The sequence below is a fragment of the Candidatus Kerfeldbacteria bacterium genome, from assembly GCA_016214565.1.
Lineage (GTDB): Bacteria > Patescibacteriota > Patescibacteriia > UBA10025 > JAHIVO01 > JAXDBW01.
Window position 1 is genome coordinate 240,518 of record JACROE010000002.1, and the last position, 22,474, is coordinate 262,991.

The following is a 22,474-nucleotide window of genomic DNA, read 5'->3' on the forward strand; positions in this document are numbered from 1 at the left end:
TTATAATGGACGACAGTGTAGCGAATTAGTCGTAATATCAAATCCTTTTGCAAATTGTCCGTCCTGACACGAAGTGGAAAACCCGCGTACGTCATCGCTGCTACCGCCCCACACATTTGCGATCACTTGAAAATCATTCGTCACAATCAATTCTCTTCCGATTGACGCCTGGCCTGACGAAAAAATACTCCCCGCTTGATTACGACCCGGGATGGTCGTCTGAAGATTAGCTAAACCCTCAAGGTCGGGATGAGAAAACCCCGTGCCTGAAAAAAACTGATGCAAATTATATCCATCACAATTATTTGTCGTTTGGTTCACCCAGATGCTGCTTCCGTCAAAGGTAAGACTATTCGGATTGCAGTAGTACCCATATTGAGTGCCATCAAGGTACTGGCTGGTACCGGCATTGATCCGATTCAGGTAGGCGGCATTCTCACGAACTGACTCATCAATATCAGAAGCGCTGGAACACTCCGGATCAGGACGCCCGCTGCAACCCGGCGATCCAGGGGCACCATCATAGTCACACAATCCATTCCCATCATTATCCACCCGATCAGCGCACTCAATATCAGTGGTGGTGCCATAGTAATCACTACTATCGGTCTCATGGGCATCATCGACTGAGGCACATTTCGTATCTGCCGGGAGAGCGCCGCAACCCCGATCACATTGCCCGTTGCCATCATTATCGATACCATCCTCGCACTCACGTGTGTAGTTCGCCCGCTCCTGGACTGCCCAGATGTGCGTCCCGTCAAAAGTGAGGGCACTCACATTATTAGCCGTGGCACTACATGTCCCTCCGCCCGTACATTGGCTTGTCGCCGTGCAAAAAAGATTCGCCCGAGTCCCACCTGAACAGCGACCTGGTATATTCATCGTCGGAATACGCGCCGCTACTGATCCATCACTGATGCGTACTTTATATACGCTGTTACCATCCGTATCTCGATTCCGCGCACCAAACCAAAGGTAGGTACCATCAAATAATATTGAATATAAATTATCGTCCACGTTATACGCGGTAGAAATCGCATAGGTACTCAATATAGCGCCTGTCGTGCGGTCAATCTTTGAGTAACTATTGCGTCCTGCGCTAGTGGCAGTTTTCCGTGTCACCCAGATATATTCGCCATCGAAGGCAAGATATTTTGGCCCATTAGCCACGGCAAAGGAACTCGCCGTGCAATTCGATCCACTACAGCTAATGGGGTCAATTCGTTTCAGGGTATTGGTACTATCATCACTGATCCAGAGGTATTGCCCATCAAAGATCATATCATTACCATCTTCATTTGAGCTGGTAGTGTAATCATAATCACCGATCAGTACGCCATCGCTCGCGCGGATTTGCGCCAGCTCAGTATTTGATCCGCCGGCGCTGCCATGCGTTACCCAGATTGACTGTCCATCAAACGCTAAGTATGACGGATAGTAGCCGCTGAAGTAATCGCCGACCTTCTGTCCGTCGCTGGCACGGTACTTACTAATAGTATTCCCGGCGTTATTTGATGACCAAAGATAAGTGCCGTCATACAGGGTATCCTGAGAAAATGAACCCTTGGGGATGTAGGTGATCGTCGTATACGGCGCATCAATCATATTGCGACTGATTGAGCTGGCTACCCCGTGGCTGCCCCAAACATAATCAACCGGTCCTGATTCGCGATCAAAATCAAAGTCTGCCATTCCATCGGGGACTTCGTAGCTATGGACGATCGTTCCGGTGGTATTTATTTTGAAAAAATCATAATAATTATGCGCCCATACATACGGACCGCCCGATGATGTATCGTCATATTCTACCTTTTCAAGATTAGTAGTCACTGACGCGTAATTGGTGAATGTCTCAGTGGTCGGATTAAAACTCGCCAATCCTTCATTGCCCTGATACTTGCTGTAATGAGATGACTTCCCTATCCATACTTTCCCGTCGCCCCAAGCCAATGCGTGCGGTTCGCTGGCCGGACCAGGACAATATACTTTTTGTAGCGCGGTATTAGTCGGGTCAGCTGCAGAGAATTTAGCAATTCCTTCACCACGGTAGAGTAACGTGGGTGTCATCGAATCTAGTCCGTCAAATGCTACCCAAATAGTGGGGCTGGATGGGTCGGTAGTATTTGGCTGAAGCGTGATACCGTGGATAGCATTGACCGACGCCATAACCAGCCGCTCATCACCAGCCGGATAGGCACCCGTAGGACTGGTGCCGGGTGCCTGGGTTTGATTGATACATTCTGTATCGCCAGGTGTCCACGTGCCACCATTAGCCTGACAGGTTGCTTGAGTCGTGTAGCTCGCGTTGCTGCAGATCCCGCTATCAATATTCCCATCCCCATCATTATCGAGCCGATCGGAGCAACGTTTCGGATCATAAGAAAGACACTGATCACCTGTGTTCGGTGCCAGTTTGAAATTGGTATAAGTCTGATCCGCAATGCGAAAACGGGAAATTGAATAATCGCGGCTCAAACCCGCATCATTGATAGTCCATATATATGGTCCACCAATGGTGTATGGATCATAAATCAGATCAGTTGGACCGTCATCAGAGGCCGACGCATGCGCGCCCACGGCATAATGGGTGGCTGTATGTGTCGGATCATTAGGATCAACGCGAGATATGCCGAGAGCGTCATCCCAATTATTGGCTACCCAGATATACCCGCCGCCGAGTATCATCTCACTGGTACCATGAGCTTGTGTGCCGCTGCTGTTCTCTAGTATAAATTCTTCGCTAATAGCGCCGTTCGAAGGATCAAGCAGAAGAAAATAGGGTGAGTTGTCCCACGATTCACCAATTAATTGCCAAATCCAGGTTCCGTCAAAGAGCATAACAGACGGATCGACAATTTTGCTCGAAGCGAGATCTCGCAATTCTTGCCCAGCCGTATACGGAAATTGAGAATTCTGTAATCGATTTGGCATAAATCCGCGAGCATAGCTCTCCTGTGAACTATACACCTGCTGGGCAAAATATCCCGCCCACGCACCGACGCCAGTCGCCTGGCCGTAAACGCCCGCTCGCTTAATCGCAGCTGCTCGATCGAGTGCGGCATTCGAGCTCCCTACCACAGCCGAGCTGGCTAGGCTGTCCGCCCGGATACCAGTGCCCGAGCTTGTATTCAAACCATACACACCGGGGCCAGCAGTACCGATGCCGCGTACTGCCGCCTGACCATCCTGCTGAGTCGTGCCCAGCGCACCATAATTCAGAGCGCTGCTCGTGACTAAGGCTGACCCAGTCACACCAGCGGACTGAGTGCCAATCAATAGACCGCCATCCAATTCAAGTAATGTCGCCGGATCATTAAGGCCAATGCCTACCCGATGTGTATTTCCATCTACATATAATGTATCGGTGTCTACCTGCAGTGTACCGGCGGGAGCTACTTCAAAATTATTAATAAACACGTCGCGCGTTCCACGCACCTCAAGTGGATACATAAACGAAGGTAGTTCGCCATAAGGATTGTAATACGGATCAAGCAGCAACCATCCGCGTTTTGCCTGACTATCGCGACTCGTGTTGAGCGGTGCATACACGTTTCCGGCTGGCGGCTGGGCTGACGGCGGATTCCAAACGGCCTTGACCGAAGCAACCCAGAGCAAATAAATTGCAGCGCTAACTACAATCAAGAGAGCCCCAGCAATGAATGGATGTATTGTATTGATTCGACGAGTCATATATTATATTCCACGACAATCAATTCTTACTACCCCGCCGGCGGTATTCACCGTCACATTAGTGATATAGTGACCATTCGGGCAGGTCTGGGTGCCTGGTGCCAAAACGCCCAAACCCGATCGATACACTTGCCCATTTGCCGCACCGGCGTAGAGATAGCCATTTGCAGTTTTGAGCAAGGTGTTGATTTGCGGCGTCCCGGACAAGGTGGTGAGCAGCGACCAGCTCGATCCATTATCAGTCGAGCGGAAAATCTTTCCTCCGGCAGTGCCGGCATACAGATACCCATTCGTTGTCTGCATTAATGCATTGACCATCGTGGTACCAGTCAGCGCGGTCTTCGTCCAATTAACCCCGTTATTGATTGAACGAAAAACACCGCCCGTGTCTGTCCCAGCATAGAGATATCCATTCGCTGCTCTTGTCATCGACTTGATTGCCTCAGCCGGTGAGAGCGTAGCTAAAAGCGTCCAATTCAAGCCGGAATCAACCGATTGTAGAATCTGTCCATTATCCACACCAGCCAGAATCGTCCCATTCGGTAAATCAGTAAATGCATAAATGATTCCGTTTGTGCTTGAGTACACGTCAGACCAAGACGCCCCGTTATCAGTAGAACGAGATATGCGAAATGCTCCCGTGTGAATATTGGTGCTCCGCGCAACGTAAATGATGCCGTTGCTCCCCTGAAAGATAGCGTCAAATTTTGCCTGCCCGGCTGACAGCGCACCCCCCGCTTGCCAGGTCGCCCCATTAGTATCCGAATAATACATCGTGGTAATCACGCCCTGCCCAGCAAATAGCCGCGTTCCACTGCGAAGCATGACTTGCACCCGATCACCCGGCGGAGTCGCCGCCGGCTGGGTCCAGGTCGTCCCCTGATTACTTGATAAATGTATCCAGCGCACACTGCCATTAACGCCAGCGACCAACGTATTAGCGGCTGACTCTACCATTGCATTCACCGAAGTTGCATTAGCGAGCGCTCCCATAGCCGGCCACGTACTATCGTCAAAATTGGTAAGGACATCGCCCGCGCCAACCTTTTGCCAACTGTTGCCCAGAGCATCCACATTGCCATCAATTTGCACATCATTCCCCACCCGAGCATCTCCGGTAATGCTATAGCTCCCCCGTTGCCATGTCGGCACCGTCGTAGACTGCAGCGACAATGCTTCAGCAAATGACTGGTCGCCATAGCCCGTCCCGGCAAATAATTTAACAACGCCGGCAGAGCCGGAATTTCCAGTACCCGTGGACCACAAATAGGAACCATCAAATTCTAAACTCTGTGGCGCGAAGGCAAGCGGAATATCCAAGCGATTGTTCGGATCCGCGGCCTGCAATCGGCTGAGACTCTGACCCGCATAATTTGCGGTCCACACATGCGTCCCATCAAAGGCAATCCCTACTGGTTCATTACCAGTCGCGAAAGTCCCGACGGCCTGTGGCAGCGCGAAGCACCCGCCATTACCCGCGCAGTCAGTGTCAGTCGAGCAGGTAATTGTCTGATCCAGCGAGCAACGTTTATTATTGGTGAGGTAATATTGAGTGACGGAATTCGTGCCGCGATTGGCTACCCAATAATGAACGTTGTCATACACAATATCAACTGGATTTAACCCAACTAATCCGGTCCAGAGCGCTGCTTGGCGTGTGGCAGGATTCATATTTACGACCGCATTCTCTGCCGAAGAAACCGCCCAGAGAAAACTGCCGTTGTAAATAATTTTCCCTAACGAATTTGCGGCATTGGAAACATCGGTGCGGCTCAATTCAGCGCAGGTGTTGCTCAAATTGATAATCTCACCGGTGCCCTGGGCAGATACCCAATAACTTCGGCCATCAAAAGCGATACTGACCGGCTTGGTGCCACTGGCAAAAACTTTTGAGCAAACGATTGCGCCAGAATACAAATTCACCTTGTAAACGGTATCGGCATCACGCGCGGTCACCCAAAAATAATTACCATCATGAAATCCCTCGGTCATACCAGCACCAAGGGTTGCCTGATATGCCACAAATCCGTCGCTGGCTCGGACTTTCCACAATTCTGAACCACGCGACAGCCACACGTACGTATTGTCATGATACAAAATCGAAAAACCAATCTTTGAATAATCAAACGTTTGCGCAACCGACCCAGTACTACTCTCGAGTCCAACCACGGTGCGACCATACCAGCTCGGCACCCACACGCGATTGACTGATGGATCAAATAGTATATCGCGATACGACCGATTGCTGTTTGCGGGGAAATGCGACAAGGCGCTGGGATTATTTGCCGGGAACCGATCGACATAACCAGCCGGTGCTCCACTCGTGGTCGCTACCCAAATATTTGTACCATCATAGGTGATCGCCTGCGGTCCAACGGGCCCCGCATACGTCGCAATCCTCGAGGAGACAGTCCCCGAACCAATATTGATGTAATAAGCGCCATCACTGCCAGTACCACTATCATCGGCCGAGGCCCACATGTAATGACGGTTACCATCATAAACTAAATCAGTTGGTCCCGGCACGCTGAAACGAGTATAATCTGACGCACTGATGGTCGCATCACCCCCGCCTGGATTGACTGAGTTTATCCGATATACTGCATCATTATTACTAAAAGCGAGCCATAAGCTATTAGTCGTAGTATCAAAAGTAATGGCGCGAGGTCCCTGTGAATACGGCGCGGTCATCGATTCAGCATGTTCTATATCATAGCGGGCAATCGGCTGCCAGTTCACGCTATCATCTGTATAATCGGAAATTCGGAATTGCTCGAGCCGATCGTGATAATCTCGTCCAAAACAATCTCCACCGGCATGCAACGCCCATAAAATATCAGAATCGTTTGGATCCTGAACAATAAAACCATACGGACATGTGCCATGAGCATCCGCATCAAGCACGCTTCTTGATTCCGCAATCCCCGATGCAATGTTGACGCGAGCGATTTTTCCCGAGTACGTATCAGATGCCTGCCAAATATATCCATTCGGCTGATCATACATGAGATCTTGAGCTGGACCGAGTGTGTAGCGAGCAGTTACCTCGCCGGTTCCTTTGTCTACACGCAACAAATCGTTATGGCCATTTCCCGCCTGACCGATCCAAAGCCATTTCCCATCAGTGGCCATGCGCGCCGGGTACAATTCAGGAAATAATTGCGCAGCAATTTGACCTTCGGTATAGGGGATCAGCGATTCAGGCTCTGTAGTTCGAAGAATCTTTGCAGCTGAAACAATCTCATTGGACTCGAGCAACCCAGTAAAGTACCCAGCCCAGCGGTTGCTCAAGTTCAAACTTGTTCCATAGACACCGATACCCGTCGAGCTAAATCCACCTACCGCACTATACAAAGGGGTAACAGCTGTATGCGCCCCCTCAAGAGCAGCACTCAAGCTTGCTACTGCCCACATACCATAGCCCGACGTGCTGCTCGACACCCCCTGCACTCCGTACGTCGCTCCATACCCATAGAGTGCCTCACTATCAGCACTCACCGCGCGAACACCCGCTTCATCCAAGCCAGTCACGCGCATTCGTCCACTCGGGATTTGCAATATTGCCGAGTCTCCCGACACGCAGCTATTCACACAGACGCGATTATTGAGAGGGTCAACAAACAATGTTTCAGAAGAATCGTTAACTTTCAAGGTATTGTCGATGATACCCTCAGTAGTACGAGCGCCACTGCCGAGCACCTCTAACTGATAGGCATATGGTGAAGTTTGATCATCTGTTCCGAAACGTAGTGCACCGCTTTTTACCTGATTTGACTCGTCAATTCTCAGTAATTCTGGGGTATTGTCTTCAGGCGGCGGAGCACTAGGGTCAGGTAAGGCATCGGCAAATCCGCCATTAATAAAGAAAATACAGCCAGCAATTACAAAGGAAATAAAAAATAGGCTAAAATTAGCCAATTTATTATACTGACGCTTAGTTTTCTTATTGAAAATACTCACAAATTTCCTCCCGTATAGGACTTTTGAAGTTTATTTTCTAGTTTTATTTAAAATGCTGCTCAAAAATCAGCAAATTGACATTTTGACCAGTATTTGCAATAATCAGAGATATTGAGTGCAAATTATTTCTATTTAATAGTAACATAATTTTGCCATTCAGTCAACTAATGAGGCAAAATAAAAAAATGAAAAACATTACCAATAAAGAAGACCTCTTTGGCTGGTCCCGTAACGCAGTCTATGGGGCTTTTGTAGCATTTTTGCTCATATTAGGTGTCGCTTCCACCGCATATTTTGTTGGACGCCATAATGTAAGACAGGCTCAGTCCCCGATCGCAGTTATCGAACTCTCTGATCGGTCACCGCAAGTTATGGGAGCTAAAATTTTTAACCTCAATGGTGTCGTCATCGAAAACAATTCATCTGACAACGAACTTATTATACAAACGACATACCGCGATAATACCGGAGCGCTTCAACAGAAGCAAATTACGGTCAGCATTGATCCTGATCTTGAAATTATTCGCTGGGATGTCACTGATACTGCTGGACAAACAGAAAGTGCACAACGCGTTCGTATAACATTGAATGATATTCAAGCGGGAAGCCAGGTAACCATTCAAACAGAAGACGACATCCAAACTAATACCCAGGTAAATGCTCAGGCCATAACTGAGATGATTACCCCATTTACTAATTAATTTTTTAATAACTAACGTATATATCCTATGCCTCTTTTTCTCTGGATCATAGTCGGTATCATCGCCGTAGCCATACTTTGGCTGATTGGCGTGTACAACGGTTTAATTCGACTCCGTAACCAAACAGGTGAAGCCTGGTCAGACATCGATGTACAGCTCAAGCGACGTTATGACCTCATTCCGAATTTAGTTGAGACCGTCAAAGGATACGCCAAGCATGAACGTGAACTTTTTGAAAAAGTGACTCAGGCGCGTTCGCAAGCAATGAGCGCTACCGGCATTGCTCAAAAAGGCCAAGCGGAAAACATGTTATCGGAAACTTTGAAGAGTTTATTTGCCGTTTCTGAAAATTATCCTGATCTGAAGGCAAATCAAAACTTTTTGAAATTACAAGATGAATTGTCCGACACGGAAAATAAGATTCAAGCATCTCGCCGATTTTACAACGGCAATGTACGTGACTTCAACACGAAGCTGCAAGTTTTCCCCAATAACATGGTAGCCAGCACGATGGGATTTAAGCCGTATGAATTTTTTGAGGTAGAGGAAGCGGCGGAGCGAGAACCAGTCAAAGTTCAATTTTAAGCAGTCAACTCAGTAATAATCGCGCGGCTTACCAGTAAGACGCGCGATTTCAACTATGCCTACTATCTACACTCATATTGCAGCCAATAAACGTCGATCGTGGATATTGATGGGACTGTGCATCATGATTTTATTTGGCATTGGCTACCTGATCGACCAGGTGTACGGAAATGGTTCATGGGGCTGGTCGTTTGTAGCCGTCATCTACGCGACCATCAGCGCTTTGATCGGCTATTACCGAGGTGATAAAATTGCCCTCTGGACTTCGGGGGCCATCCCAATCACTAAAGAACAAAACCCCTACGTCATTCGCATGATTGAAAATCTCGCGATTACCGCGGGCTTGCCAATGCCTAAAGTTTTTATCATTCCTGATGATGATATTAATGCCTTTGCCACTGGACGAGACCCACGGCACGCCTCAATCGCAGTCACCAAGGGAGCGATTGAAAAATTAGAAAATGAAGAGCTGGAAGGTGTGCTGGCACATGAGCTTTCCCATATCGGAAACTACGACATTCGCTATATGACACTGGTTATTGTTGTGGTTGGAACTATCATTGTACTCTCTGACATGTTCTGGCGAACCCGTTTTATAGGCCGCTCAAATAACCGCAACAACGGCGGCGGCCTTATCCTATTGATCGGTCTCGTCATGCTGATACTCGCGCCGCTGTTTGCCGAGCTGATAAAACTTGCCGTCTCGCGCAAACGTGAATACCTAGCTGACGCATCAGGCGCGCTACTGACTCGCTACCCCGAGGGCTTAGCCCGCGCTCTTGAAAAAATTAATGCACAGGGTGCACGAATTGAACGCGCCACTAAGTCGACTGCTCATCTCTATATTGCTAACCCCTTGGGTGGCGGCTTCTCAAAATTATTCTCCACGCATCCGCCCATTGAGGATCGCGTTCAGCGCCTCCGTCAAATGGGATCCATAACCCAATAATCCTATGCCACGAAAAGAAATAGACACTACGGTCGCTACAAAAACTAGTCTGGCAACAAAAATATCACTGGGCATCCTCATTACCAGCGGGGTTGTCGCGATTATCGCAATTGTGACCGGTCTCGTGATGAGTAATTAGTTCACAGACGCACACAATCAGCAAATCACTTGCGTATATACTAGTGGATCCGTATACTAGACAAGCGCTATGGATAATAAAATTACCGATAAATTTACCACCCACCTCAAAAACGCCCTGAAAAAGGCGCGAGAATTAAGCGCATCCATGGGCACGACTTTTATTAATCCCGAACATATCACCTACGGGCTGATCATGCAAAAAGGCAGTATCGCCGCCGAAATTCTCACAAAATCAGGACTTACCCCGGAACGTATCCGTACGATCGTTCTAAAAAATAATAAGGGCGTACTTGATGATTCGCTCACAGCCAAGCCGGCGGCCACAGGCTCTTTTTCGGTGCATACGAAAAAAACCATCGAAAAAGCTGCTTTGATCGCCCATCATAACAACCATAAATATATCGGAACCGAGCACCTGCTGATGAGTCTAACGCAGATCAATACTCCCGCTATGCTCGAGCTCTGGGAGCAAAATAAAGTTAACCTCAATAGTATTGAAGAGCAACTCGAAACTGTCATGCGCAGCACCTCGCGCTTCCCTGATTTAACCCAAATTTTTGAGCAAGCAAAAGAGGCTGAACAAGAAGAGAAAACGAAAGATGAATCAAAAACACCCGCACTTGATTTCTTCTCCACTGATCTGACCGACCCGAAACAACAGAAAAGTATTGATCCGGTCATCGGTCGCACAGACGAAATTAACCGTCTCATCCACATTCTTTCTCGCCGTACAAAAAATAATCCCGTGTTAATCGGCGAGCCGGGCGTAGGTAAAACAGCCATTGTTGAAGGTTTAGCAAAAAAAATATTGCAGGGTGACGTACCCGATATGCTGCTCAATAAAAAAATCCTTCGACTTGATCTCAGCTTGGTAGTTGCAGGGACGATTTATCGTGGTGAATTTGAAGGACGTTTCAAACAAATTATTGACGAGATTAAGCGTGATCCAAATATCATCGTCTTTATTGACGAGCTCCATACCATTATCGGTACTGGTTCAGCCGCGGGCTCTATGGATGCAGCAAATATATTAAAACCAGCCCTAGCAAAAGGAGAACTGAGAACCATTGGTGCCACCACGCTGGATGAATACCGCAAACACATCGAATCTGATCCAGCCCTTGAACGACGCTTTCAACCTATTATTATTGAGGAGGCAAGCGCCGAAGAAACAATGGAGGTTTTGCGTGGCATCAAAGAAAACTACGAACGGTATCACCTGGTGCACATTTCCGATGACGCTATCCGGGCAGCTGTAGAAATGAGCGCGCGCTACATTCAGGACAAATTCTTACCTGACAAAGCAATCGACTTGATCGACGAGGCTGCCTCAAAAATCAAGATTTCCCAGAAGCGCGACGGTTTACTCAAAGAAATCCATCAAACAGAAAAAGAAATCAACCGAGTCCGTGAAGAAAAAAACACCCTAGTTAATAAGGAGAATTTTGAACGTGCCTTACAATATAAAGCGCAGGAAAATAAGTTGCTTGAGCGATTAGCCATCCTTCGCCAAAAACAATCCCAGTCCAACCTGCAATTCGTGGGGAAAATAACGCGAACGGACATTGCCGAGGTCATTTCCCGGATGACAAAAATACCCCTCCAAGAACTGGTGGTAGAGGAAAAGGAAAGACTCCTAAACCTTGAAGAGGAACTGTCACAATCAATCATTGGCCAGGACGAAGCGATCAAAGCTATCGCCAATGCCATTCGCCGATCCCGCGTCGGCCTGGCTGATCCAAATCGTCCGATTGCTTCATTTATGTTTCTCGGACCATCCGGCGTAGGGAAAACTGAGACGGCAAAAGTGCTAGCTCGCACGGTCTTCGAAGATGAGCACGCACTGATCCGCATCGACATGTCTGAATTTGCCGAAGGATTTAATATGTCCAAACTATTAGGCGCTCCGGCTGGATACGTTGGTTATAAAGAGGGTAATAAACTTACCGAGCCCGTTCGCCGCAAACCATATTCAGTCGTACTCTTCGATGAGATTGAAAAAGCGCATCCGGAAGTTTTCAATGTATTGCTACAAATCATGGAAGACGGCCATTTAACTGACGCCACGGGCCGACAAGTCAATTTCAAAAACACTATTGTCATCATGACGTCAAATATTGGATTGCAAAACCTGACGAAGGGCGCTGAGATTGGTTTTGCTGCTGACAGCCCCGCTGATAAAGCCGAAGCAGAGAAACAATATCAACATATTAAAGAGCGTGTCCTACAAGACTTAGAAAAAACGTTCCGTCCTGAATTATTGAACCGTATCGACAGTACTATTGTCTATCGCCCACTCACCAAAAAAACGATTGAAAAGATTGTCTCGCTTCACATCGCTGCGCTCCAGGAAAAGCTGCGCGCCCAACAACTCACGGTCAATGTTACGAAGCGAGCGATTAAATTTATTGCGGAAAAAAGCTTCCAACCAAATCAAGGCGCCCGCGCCGTGCGTCGCCATATTCAGGAGCATATTGAAAATGTCATTGCCGAAAAGCTATTGTCCGGCACCCTCCACGCCGGCGAGCGTGTCAAAGTTACAGTTACGAATGGTGCCTTGACAGTGGGGTAGTATTTTTTTATTCTATTTGGCAGATGGCCTTCCCTCCAAAACGGGAAGGTTTTTATGTTTATTCAATCATTGCTCAAAGAAATACTATCATTAATTTTTCCTCTCAATTGCCTTGGCTGCGGCCGAGAAGACACCTGGCTCTGTCCTACCTGTGTAGCACGTATTCCACGATCGGTTCATGCAGTGCCACATCGTCCACCCCTCGACGGTGTCTGGGCCATCACCCACTATGACAATCCAATCGTCAACGCCCTGCTACACTATCTCAAATATAATGGTGTTGCGACCGTACACATGCATCTAGGCGCTTTACTCGTAGAGTTATGCTCACACATTGACAATTCTTCCGTGCACACTATACTTCATACTTCATCGATAATCCCAGTTCCTCTGCACCCCCGGCGATTGCGCGAACGTGGCTACAATCAATCGTTGTTACTTGCCCAGCATGTTGGGGATATGCGGCAGATACCAGTAGTTCCAGGCGCGCTGATCCGAAGCAAATATACAGTACCCCAAGCATCACTTGATCGCGCTGAGCGACTGCACAATATCGATGGCGCCTTTAGTATCGGACCGGACTTTAAAAAACTCAACAAAAATGTTATACTCGTAGACGATGTTGCCACTACTACGGCGACGCTCGCGGCCTGTGCCACGATCCTCAAAACCCACGGGACTCGCGCTGTTTGGGGGTTTGTCATCGCACATGGAAATCGTTGAAATCACACTATTGAGTACCCATGGGGGATTCCGAGGAGAGTTGGCCGAGTGGCTTAAGGCAGCGGTTTGCTAAACCGCGGGGGTCTAAAAAGCCCCGCACAGGTTCGAATCCTGTACTCTCCGAAGTGAATTCTATGAACGAGGATGAGTAGCGAGCACACTGCTGTGCTCGCGACAGGATGAGAAAGCCGCAGCGATGCGCGAGTTTCCCGAAGAGAAGGCGAGCGCCGCGAGGCGGGGTCGACGAAGAATTCCGTCAGGAATTCTATCGGTGACCGAATCCTGTACTCTCCGACCTGATCAGTATTTCCAAAACAATGTCATGGAGGCGTGCGAGAGTGGTTGAATCGGGCAGTCTTGAAAACTGCTAGGCCCGCAAGGGTCTCGGGGGTTCGAATCCCTCCGCCTCCGAATGAACAACAGCCCTAATAAATAAGCTACCATTATGAACGAAGAAGAGCTGAGCCCCTCAGTCAACAAGCCGAATCTGGGCGAAACAAGACTCAGGTGGGATTTCCCTGAGTATGTCCAATACCGTCGTGGTATGTGGTGGTACGTCATGGCTTTGATTATTATTATCGGTCTACTCATATATTCAATTGTTGCGAAAAATTACATATTCATGGTTCTGATTGTGCTGACTGGATTTATTATATATTTTCGAGATCGTCGCGAACCCGCTGAATTATCAATCCAGATCAAAGAGCGAGGCATTCAACTAGGTGATCGCAACGCTTACCGCTGGGCTGACCTCAAGGCTTTTTGGATTATTTATGAACCGCCAGAAGTAAAAAACCTCTATCTTGATTTCAAAGGTTTGCGGCCAACTATGTCTATTTCGCTTGAAGATCAAAATCCGATAGAGGTACGAAACCTACTGGCAGGGCACCTGATCGAAGATACCGAACGTGAAAATGAATCATTCTCAGATGGTTTTGGCAGGATATTCAAGATATAAACCATTGCAGTAAAAAATTTCCCTACACTGTCCTCGTGCGCGCCCTCGTCGTTCAACGGATAGGACGCAAGATTGCGGATCTTGTAATCGTGGTTCGATTCCACGCGAGGGCATGAGGACAATGTAGGGAAGTACTAATAAATACTTAAACCAATATGACTGATCCTAAGAATCATTTACCCCAGAATGAAGATTTTGCTGCACCGCCGCCGCCCTGGGGAGATATTCGGGACACCACCCACCAGACACGCATTGATATTGGGTTCAAGGATCGCCAAACGTGGAAAAATGCTCCTGCAGTATTTGATGCACATACCCTCAAAATTTTTGGCCACCCGGTCATGGAAGATTGGGAAACACCCTACATGAAAGAGTTGGCAACCATAGCAACAAAAAATGGCGGCGTAATCCTTGAACTCGGGTATGGCATGGGCATCTCGGCAAACTTTATTCAACAAGCTGCAATCCTCAAACATATTGTCATCGAAGCAAACCACGAGGTAGCTGAAAAAGCACGTGAATTTGCGCATACTGCCCCACATCCCGTAGAGGTATTAGAAGGTCTCTGGGAAGAAGTTATTGATCAAGTAGCGGATAATAGCATTGATGGAATTTTATTTGACACCTACCCATTATCTGAGCTTGAAATTCATAAAAATCATTTTGGATTTTTCAGAACAGCATTTAAAAAATTAAAGTCGGGCGGAGTATTTACCTACTACTCTGATGAAATTGATGATTACCATCCTGTTCACCTAAAAAAATTGATTGCGGCAGGTTTTAAAAGAAAAGACATTAATGGTAGAGTAATCCCGATGCACCCACCGGCCGACTGTCAGTATTGGAAAGCGGATACCATGCTCGCGCCAATTGTAACCAAGGAGTAGAAACAAAAAGCACAAATAAAGTCTCGAGGGCACTGCTTTGTGCTACAATATACCCATGCGCATTAGCATCAATACTCCCATTGGAGAATTACCTCGCGTTGGTCCCGCCCTCACCAAACGCCTCAATAAGCTCGGTATCACAACTGTAGCCGATTTATTATGGTACTATCCATTTCGCTACGAGGACTACAGCACCATCACACCCATCGTAGATATTCATACCGACACAAAAGTAACGATTAAGGGGCAGGTGACGTTGATTGCCAATAAGCGAGTATTCCGTCGGCGCATGTTCATCACCGAATGCATCATCACCGACGACACCGGCAGTATCAAAGCAGTTTGGTTTAACCAACCATTTATCACCAAGCTGCTGGCCCAAGGTGACCTCGCCTATTTTTCTGGAACCGTTGAAATGACTAAATTTGGATTGCAACTAGTCGGTCCACAGTACGAAAAGATTAAAAAGGAACAAACCCATACCGCCCGGATTGTACCGATGTACTCATTAACCGAACGCCTGACCGAGAAACAAATCAGGTTTTTGATTAAACTCGTCCTGCCATTGGCCGAACAGATCCCGGACTGGATGCCGGAATCTTTGCGCCGTACCCATAAACTCATCCCCCTGCACCAGGCGCTGCGCGAAATTCATTTCCCAACTAATAAAAATACGCTGGTGCAAGCGCGGACGCGACTCAAGATAAATGAGCTCCTCCTACTCCAGCTCCAATCGCGGCTGATCCGCGCCGCTCTCCAGAGCAAAACCGCGCCCGTGATACCATTTGACGAGACCCTAACTAAAACGTTTGTTGGCCGACTCCCCTTTACCCTCACCGACGACCAGCGCCGTGCCGCTTGGACTATTCTCCAGGATTTACAGAAAACCACGCCAATGAATCGACTGCTCCAAGGCGATGTCGGTTCGGGAAAAACGGTGGTCGCGGCCATCGCTATGCTCAATGCCAGCCGAGCTCACTTCCAATCAGCCCTGATGGCACCCACGGAAATCCTCGCGCTCCAACATTACGCGACCATCACCACGATTATTGCACCAGAAGAAGCGCGGATTGCCCTGCTGACCCGCTCAAAAAAAATGCTGCGAGGAAAACTTGCCACCAGCGCCACATTCAATCGCGCCATAGAGCAGCATGAAGTAGACATCTTGGTCGGAACGCATGCCCTGATCCAGGATAAGGTGAAATTCGCCCAACTGGGCTTCATAATTATTGATGAACAGCATCGGTTTGGTGTGGACCAGCGTAAACAGCTCAAACAAAAATCAGACTCAGGAACCATACCGCACCTACTGTCCATGACCGCGACGCCAATTCCTCGATCACTAGCTCTGACGGTCTATGGCGATCTGGATGTCAGCACTATTACCCAGATGCCACCCGGTCGCAAACCAATTATGACAAAAGTTGTGCCACCTGAAAAAAGAGAAGCGGCCAATGAATTTATTCGAAAAGAAATCAGCGCTGGACGACAAGCATTTGTCATTTGCCCGCTCATCGAAGAATCGGATAAGCTCGGGGTGAAAGCGGCAACGGACGAACACAAACGACTGCAACAAGACATCTTTCCTGAATTGCAGATTGGCCTGCTCCATGGAAAAATGAACATTGAGGAAAAAGAACATGCTATGAACGACTTCAGTGCTGGCAAAACCAATATTCTGGTAGCAACTGCGGTAGTGGAGGTGGGTATCGACGTGCCCAATGCTTCGGTCATGGTGATTGAGGGCGCTGATCGATTTGGCCTCGCCCAGTTGCACCAGTTCCGCGGACGAGTAGGACGGGCCGCTCATCAATCCTACTGTCTCGTCTTTACCGACGCCACTAACGATAAAGCGATCGAGCGGCTGACTGCACTGACCACGACCCAAAATGGATTTATTCTTGCGGAAAAAGACCTCGAAATGCGAGGACCCGGTGAAGTATACGGTTTACGGCAGTCGGGTTTCCCTGAACTTAAAATTGCCACCCTGACCGACCTACCACTCATCATGCTCGCAAAATCAATGGCCGAGGAAATCCTGACTGATGACCCAGATTTGTCAAAAAATGAGCTGCTCGCGAAGCAGCTCAGACAATCCAGCCGATCAGTCCATCTCGAATAACTACAGCACAATATTCCGAATCGCATCGCTGACCGATGACTCAGGGATGACTTGTAATCCCGCCGTAGCGCTCGCATCACGCGTGGCGGGCATGACCACGTCGCGGAACCCCAGCTTGGCTGCCTCGGCTAAGCGCTTGTCCAACGTAGCGACTGATCGTATTTCTCCACCCAAGCCAACCTCTCCCAAGACAATCGTCTCTGGAGCAATGGCTTTATTTTTTAATGCTGAAGCTATGGCAATGCACACGGCCAGATCAACCGCTGGTTCATTGACCCGGAAACCGCCGGCCACGCTGACATGGACATCTTGATTTCCCAGAAAGAGGCCTGCTTTCTTCATTAAAACTGCTATCAATACCTGCAAACGATTCAGACTAAAACCAACTGCGCGACGCTGAGGGTAGCCAAAATTGGTGCGTGTAACCAACGCCTGTATTTCAACCAAAAACGCACGCGAGCCCTCAACAACGGCGGTCACGACTGACCCCGGTTGGCTCTTTGATCGTTCGGCGAGGAATAATGCAGAGGGATTCGTCACTTCATGTAACCCATCAGGATGCATGTCAAAAACTCCAATCTCATTGGTTGAACCAAAGCGGTTTTTCACTGCGCGCAATACCCGAAAGGCATGGTGGCGATCACCCTCAAGGTACAGCACGACATCAACCAAATGCTCCAGAGAACGAGGGCCAGCTACCGAACCTTCTTTCGTCACATGGCCAATCACAATGATAGGGATATTCAATTCTTTAGCCAGGGCAACCAACCGTCCAGTCGCGGCGCGCAATTGGCTAACACTTCCCGGCTCACTGGAAACGTCCGGCGTGGCCACGGTCTGAATAGAATCCAGAATGACCAGCCCCGGCGTATGCTGACGCACCGTACTTTCAATAATATCTAAATCTGTTTCGCCTAAAAATTTTAAGCCTGCCGCGCGCAGGCCCAAGCGCTCAAATCTCCCCTTGACCTGACTGCCGGATTCTTCGCCGGAAATATACAGTACTGTTTTATTCTGGTCGGCGATACGACCGCCGATCTGGAGTATCAAGGTCGATTTGCCAATCCCGGGATCGCCACCGAGTAAAATAACGCCGCCTAAAACAATGCCACCGCCTAAAACCCGATCAAATTCTGGCAATGCCGTTGAGAGCCGAACCGCATGCACATCGCTGATTTCGGTCAGCGATTGGACAGTGCCTGCCGGAGCGCTCGATCCAGGCCGGGCAATCGATCGACGCACAGTCTGCACTTGCTGTTGTACTGTTCCCCATTGGCCGCACTCAGTACAACGCCCCACCCACTTGGGGAATTGCGCATCGCAATTTGAGCAGGAATAAATTGTTTTTATTTTAGGAATATGAAAAAAATACTGGATTAGCTAGTACCATCATAACACAAGGTGGCGATGCCTCAAAAAGTCATAGTACGCAGCACGGCGCAGGTTGGCGTAGTCGCATCTTGCCAGACATAATCAGGAAATTGGCCAGGATTATTCTTTGACTGAATAATCTTTTCGTAGGCAGCCTGGACTTTGCCCACGTAATTCCTGGTTTCCGCGTAGCCAGGATTCTCCACGCACTCCCACCAGGTTTGACCCGGACACGTCACACTCGAACAATTTGCGCCAACTCCGCCATTATAGGCCGCGTTCGCGTATTTATGATCACCATTTTTACACTGTGTTTGCTCTGGAAAGCACGAAGCTTTTTTCCCACTTTTATAGGTGGCTGACTTGGGGCACGTGCCATTCAACAAATCCCGATACAACTGTGCGGCAATGTTTATATTAGTCGCTGGATTGAGTAGCTGCTCACAGGTTATCCCGCCTGAATATTTCGCTGCGGTAGATGGCATCAATTGAATGAGTCCACAGGCGCCAACGGACGATTTTGCCTTTGGGTTACCCGATGACTCGACCAGCATCAGCGCCTTGAGCCAATCACGATCAATGCCGATATTTGCCGCTTCGGCAGTCAAACAATTATCAAAGGTACTGGTATTTGCGGTTACGGCAAACCCACTTGAAGTTTTTTCCGGCGTTTCTTTGATTTCAAATTCTCGAATCGGAAATTGTCGTTCAATTTTAATCCCATCAAACTTGACTAAATTTGGATTGATCGTCAAAAGTATGGTATACGAGGCAACCGCAATCAGCAGCCCAATCAGCGCACTGGAAATAGTCTCTTTGGCGCTCTGAATCTGCGATTGATTGCCAAAAGAGATAATATAGCGGAACCCGCCGTACATCACAAAAACGGTGGAAAGAATACCAGCCACGCTCACCAGAAATACATAGAGTGCAATAATATATTCCCCGAGTGTCGCACCCGTGATAACGACAGTCCTCCCCTCGTTAAAAATGCTGGAAAATGGAATAGAGACTTGCGGAATAAACGAAACGAGTCGACGAGGATTATCCTCAGGTGTCGTTTGAGTTTCGCCTCTCCACTGAATACATTGGTCAATTTCAGTGCAGACCTCTCCGCTTGCGTTGCACACCGTGGCAGCGCAACCCTGCGGCTCATCTGGTTTGACGACAAAACATTGCCCTTCGATTCCCTCATGCGGTGGACAGACACAGCAGCGCACGGTCGCGGTCGGCCTTTGCCGACAAGTACTAATCTGATCACAGGGCTGAGATTGCATGACATAACCAAATGCCTCACATTGAGCAGTCTCTGGATTGGTATGTGAATAGCATTCACCTGGACCTTTGACACAGCATCGTTCAGTTTCAGGCAACCCTTGAGCGCTGACTACACTCGGAGCCACAACAAATAACCCCGCTCCGATGATTATCAGCGTGAAAAGATATCGTCGCATAACTATGGCAATTGGATAGTGTACACGTTTCCGGTATTGGCGTCGGTAAAGTATAACCGATTGTCATCATTGGAAACCACTAAATTCACAACGGTATACTCCTTGTTGCCAGTCGAGAGCGTGGGCAAAGCAACCAGGGTGCGCAAGCCTGAGTTAGTATCTATTTTATAAATTAAGTCATTGGTATTAGTAGCAGCTGATGGGACTATCCCAGTACCTTCAGGCAAAAATTTTGGTACCGCACAATAAACAAATGACTCGCTATGCGTGAATGAACATTTTGACGACCATGTTTGTAATCCTAATTCAATGGTATTGCCTCCCGTAGTATCCCCACTCGCATCAACCAGAAATAACTCAGGGTTATAGCGAGAGCTGGCATTATAGGTACTGTACAGTAATTGTTTGCCGTCGGGTGACCAAGTGCCTTCGAAGCCACGCCCGGTGGTGGTGATTGATTTGAAATTTTCTCCCTGGGTGCCAATCAAAAATATTTCCTGACTAGTTCCATTTTGCGCCTCACGGAAAGTAGCTACCACTTGGCTCGAGGGAGACCAATTAATATCAACGTTTTGGCTCTGGTCGCCGAGCGGTTCAATCGCCTCGACCTGAGAACCGTCGGAATTGGAAATCGCTAGCCAGCGCTCATCCTCGATGTCTGACTCATTTTTAAAGCCTAATTTCTGGCCATTGGGAGAAAATTCAACGTCATTCCAGGTGCGCGGAATCGTCAGCTGATTATGCAAATCAAAATCGTAGATGATTTTCGTGTCATCGGGAAACGTAATCAACGCTTTATTTTCAACTGGTGACCACTCAATCGTATCGGCCTGGGGGAATATTTGATCGGAGAGTGCAACTTGCTTACCTAGTGCATCAAGCATAAAAAACTGCCCGGTATCTTTATCGTAAAAACGAATCCCGTTGCCGTCCGGGGTCGTATTCACGCCAAGGGCATTGGCTCGCGCCACAATATCAGCAATAGTTTCACCTCCCTGAGCTACCGGGCTTGGCCCGGTATTCGTATTGGCCGCTGGTGCGGTATTCGTGAAGCGATTTGTATTTGTGACGTTGGTAGGAGGAATATTTACTGCGCCATTAGAGTTTGGCAATACGCCACCATTCGTTACTTGATTCGTATTCTGGTTTGCATTATCATTTCCATTTCCCGAGGTAAAAATGTCGCGCAAAAAAACAAAATATATCAGCGCGCCAAACACGATGACAATCAAGATAAAGAGCGTAATGAATAATAGTCGTCGATTCATAGTTTCTTATTGACAAAAATACTGCACGAATCCGCCCACGATACTCTGGTCAGGCGGACGAATATCACCGGGGCCAAAAAAATTAAACCTGGCTTGGGGCATAATGACACATGATTTCCCCTCTTCACATACTTTGCCAATCAGCAAATTATGAGGAACTGTTTTTTCCTTAATCATCCCACAGTCAAGATCGTTTAAAATATGCGCATTATAAATAAGATTATCAGTAGGATTTAATATCGGCCATTGATCAATGCATTCAAATGTAGACTTGCCATCTTCCTCCACGGCAGCACACACCTTATTTTCCCCACACGTAATACCAATACACTCATCCGTTTGTCCTTCATGCCAAATGAACCCGCAGGTTTGAAACAATTTCTCCTTGCAAACTTTACGATCCCCATAACTCAAAACGCAACCATATGTTTTTTCTCGGCCGTCATCAGCAATGACCTGACAGGTTTCCCCGTCAGTGCAATTTGAGCCCTTATACACACACTGTTTACTGTCTGCGCTCTCAATCACCCCCGTACGTTCGACGGTTCCGACGTCACCACAGTTCACCGAGCCCTCAACTTTCGGCGTTGCGGTTCCCTCTCGATCCTCGCACCAACCCGCTCCAAATTCTGCGATCGGAGTAAAATCAATCACATCAAAACGAGTCAAATTCGGATTGATAAAATACAGTATGGTGTATGAACTGACCACCAATAATAACCCAATCAATGCGCTGGAAATCGTTTCTTTGGCACTCTGAATCTGTGACTGATTGCCAAATGATATGACATACCGAAATCCTCCATACATAACGAAAACCGTGGTCAAGATACCAGCCACCCCCGCAAAATACCGATAAATGCCGACAATGTAGCAGCCAAGATTTTTTATGTAGTGCCCACCGTCATGATTAACGGTCACTCCGGGTATTTCAATACTGAGCTTAATTGCCTTGGTAAAATCAGTTATGGCGCATGGATCAGTCTGATTGGCTCCTTGGGCAAATGTAGTCAATGGCACAATGACCATCGCGGTTACGATAGCTATCCTGAAAACAATGCGATGTGATTTGAGCCAACGAACCATAACT

14 protein-coding genes and 3 tRNA genes are annotated in these 22,474 nt (G+C 48.0%); 11 read left to right on the plus strand and 6 right to left on the minus strand.

The window, feature by feature from the left end; genetic code table 11:
• On the minus strand, window positions 1-3,693 hold the full coding sequence (locus tag HZC01_01230) for a hypothetical protein (GenBank protein MBI5037320.1): 3,693 nt from the start codon (window positions 3,691-3,693) through the stop codon (window positions 1-3).
• A 3-nt stretch (window positions 3,694-3,696) separates the two neighbouring features.
• Window positions 3,697-7,653 (minus strand): exo-alpha-sialidase, encoded by a 3,957-nt coding sequence (locus HZC01_01235; GenBank protein ID MBI5037321.1) that lies wholly within the window; start codon window positions 7,651-7,653, stop codon window positions 3,697-3,699.
• A gap of 185 nt (window positions 7,654-7,838) precedes the next feature.
• On the opposite strand from HZC01_01235, the gene HZC01_01240 reads away from it, so the two are divergent.
• From HZC01_01240 to recG, 11 genes are all read left to right on the plus strand, one after another.
• The gene (locus tag HZC01_01240; protein ID MBI5037322.1) at window positions 7,839-8,354 is read left to right on the plus strand and encodes a hypothetical protein; all 516 of its coding nucleotides are present in this window, start codon (window positions 7,839-7,841) and stop codon (window positions 8,352-8,354) included.
• Between the two features lie 27 nt (window positions 8,355-8,381).
• Complete coding sequence (locus HZC01_01245; protein ID MBI5037323.1) at window positions 8,382-8,939, plus strand: LemA family protein; 558 nt, start codon at window positions 8,382-8,384, stop codon at window positions 8,937-8,939.
• A gap of 64 nt (window positions 8,940-9,003) precedes the next feature.
• Entirely contained in the window at window positions 9,004-9,888 is an 885-nt protein-coding gene (locus tag HZC01_01250; GenBank protein ID MBI5037324.1) for a M48 family metallopeptidase, read from the plus strand.
• Between the two features lie 208 nt (window positions 9,889-10,096).
• Window positions 10,097-12,601, plus strand: coding sequence for an ATP-dependent Clp protease ATP-binding subunit (locus HZC01_01255; protein MBI5037325.1), 2,505 nt, complete (start codon window positions 10,097-10,099; stop codon window positions 12,599-12,601).
• Window positions 12,602-12,655: 54 nt separating this feature from the next.
• On the plus strand, window positions 12,656-13,324 hold the full coding sequence (locus HZC01_01260; protein MBI5037326.1) for a ComF family protein: 669 nt from the start codon (window positions 12,656-12,658) through the stop codon (window positions 13,322-13,324).
• A gap of 34 nt (window positions 13,325-13,358) precedes the next feature.
• Window positions 13,359-13,447: transfer RNA gene (locus HZC01_01265), tRNA-Ser, on the plus strand.
• 201 nt (window positions 13,448-13,648) lie between these two features.
• Window positions 13,649-13,735 (plus strand) — tRNA-Ser (locus tag HZC01_01270).
• A gap of 34 nt (window positions 13,736-13,769) precedes the next feature.
• Window positions 13,770-14,282, plus strand: a complete 513-nt coding sequence (locus HZC01_01275; protein ID MBI5037327.1) for a hypothetical protein — start codon at window positions 13,770-13,772, stop codon at window positions 14,280-14,282.
• Window positions 14,283-14,323: 41 nt separating this feature from the next.
• Window positions 14,324-14,395 (plus strand) — tRNA-Arg (locus HZC01_01280).
• Between the two features lie 42 nt (window positions 14,396-14,437).
• Window positions 14,438-15,169, plus strand: coding sequence for a class I SAM-dependent methyltransferase (locus HZC01_01285; protein ID MBI5037328.1), 732 nt, complete (start codon window positions 14,438-14,440; stop codon window positions 15,167-15,169).
• 55 nt (window positions 15,170-15,224) lie between these two features.
• Window positions 15,225-17,291 (plus strand): ATP-dependent DNA helicase RecG, encoded by a 2,067-nt coding sequence (gene recG, locus HZC01_01290; GenBank protein MBI5037329.1) that lies wholly within the window; start codon window positions 15,225-15,227, stop codon window positions 17,289-17,291.
• Here recG and radA read toward each other — a convergent pair whose 3' ends face one another.
• The 4 genes from radA to HZC01_01310 are packed head-to-tail and all read right to left on the minus strand — an operon-like array spanning window position 17,292 to window position 22,470.
• On the minus strand, window positions 17,292-18,650 hold the full coding sequence (radA, locus tag HZC01_01295; protein MBI5037330.1) for a DNA repair protein RadA: 1,359 nt from the start codon (window positions 18,648-18,650) through the stop codon (window positions 17,292-17,294).
• 53 nt (window positions 18,651-18,703) lie between these two features.
• A complete protein-coding gene (locus tag HZC01_01300) occupies window positions 18,704-20,116 on the minus strand; it encodes a lytic transglycosylase domain-containing protein (protein ID MBI5037331.1) in 1,413 nt (470 codons plus the stop codon).
• Between the two features lie 2 nt (window positions 20,117-20,118).
• Window positions 20,119-21,384, minus strand: a complete 1,266-nt coding sequence (locus HZC01_01305) for a PD40 domain-containing protein (GenBank protein ID MBI5037332.1) — start codon at window positions 21,382-21,384, stop codon at window positions 20,119-20,121.
• Between the two features lie 6 nt (window positions 21,385-21,390).
• Entirely contained in the window at window positions 21,391-22,470 is a 1,080-nt protein-coding gene (locus tag HZC01_01310; protein ID MBI5037333.1) for a hypothetical protein, read from the minus strand.
• Window positions 22,471-22,474 lie beyond the last annotated feature (4 nt).

Coding starts and splice junctions, on each gene's coding strand:
- HZC01_01285 (MBI5037328.1), top strand. CDS start 14,438: ATGACTGATCCTAAGAATCATTTACCCCAGAATGAAGATTTTGCTGCA.
- HZC01_01275 (MBI5037327.1), top strand. CDS start 13,770: ATGAACGAAGAAGAGCTGAGCCCCTCAGTCAACAAGCCGAATCTGGGC.
- HZC01_01300 (MBI5037331.1), bottom strand. CDS start 20,116: ATGCGACGATATCTTTTCACGCTGATAATCATCGGAGCGGGGTTATTT.
- recG (MBI5037329.1), top strand. CDS start 15,225: ATGCGCATTAGCATCAATACTCCCATTGGAGAATTACCTCGCGTTGGT.
- HZC01_01305 (MBI5037332.1), bottom strand. CDS start 21,384: ATGAATCGACGACTATTATTCATTACGCTCTTTATCTTGATTGTCATC.
- HZC01_01245 (MBI5037323.1), top strand. CDS start 8,382: ATGCCTCTTTTTCTCTGGATCATAGTCGGTATCATCGCCGTAGCCATA.
- HZC01_01310 (MBI5037333.1), bottom strand. CDS start 22,470: ATGGTTCGTTGGCTCAAATCACATCGCATTGTTTTCAGGATAGCTATC.
- HZC01_01260 (MBI5037326.1), top strand. CDS start 12,656: ATGTTTATTCAATCATTGCTCAAAGAAATACTATCATTAATTTTTCCT.
- HZC01_01240 (MBI5037322.1), top strand. CDS start 7,839: ATGAAAAACATTACCAATAAAGAAGACCTCTTTGGCTGGTCCCGTAAC.
- HZC01_01255 (MBI5037325.1), top strand. CDS start 10,097: ATGGATAATAAAATTACCGATAAATTTACCACCCACCTCAAAAACGCC.
- HZC01_01230 (MBI5037320.1), bottom strand. CDS start 3,693: ATGACTCGTCGAATCAATACAATACATCCATTCATTGCTGGGGCTCTC.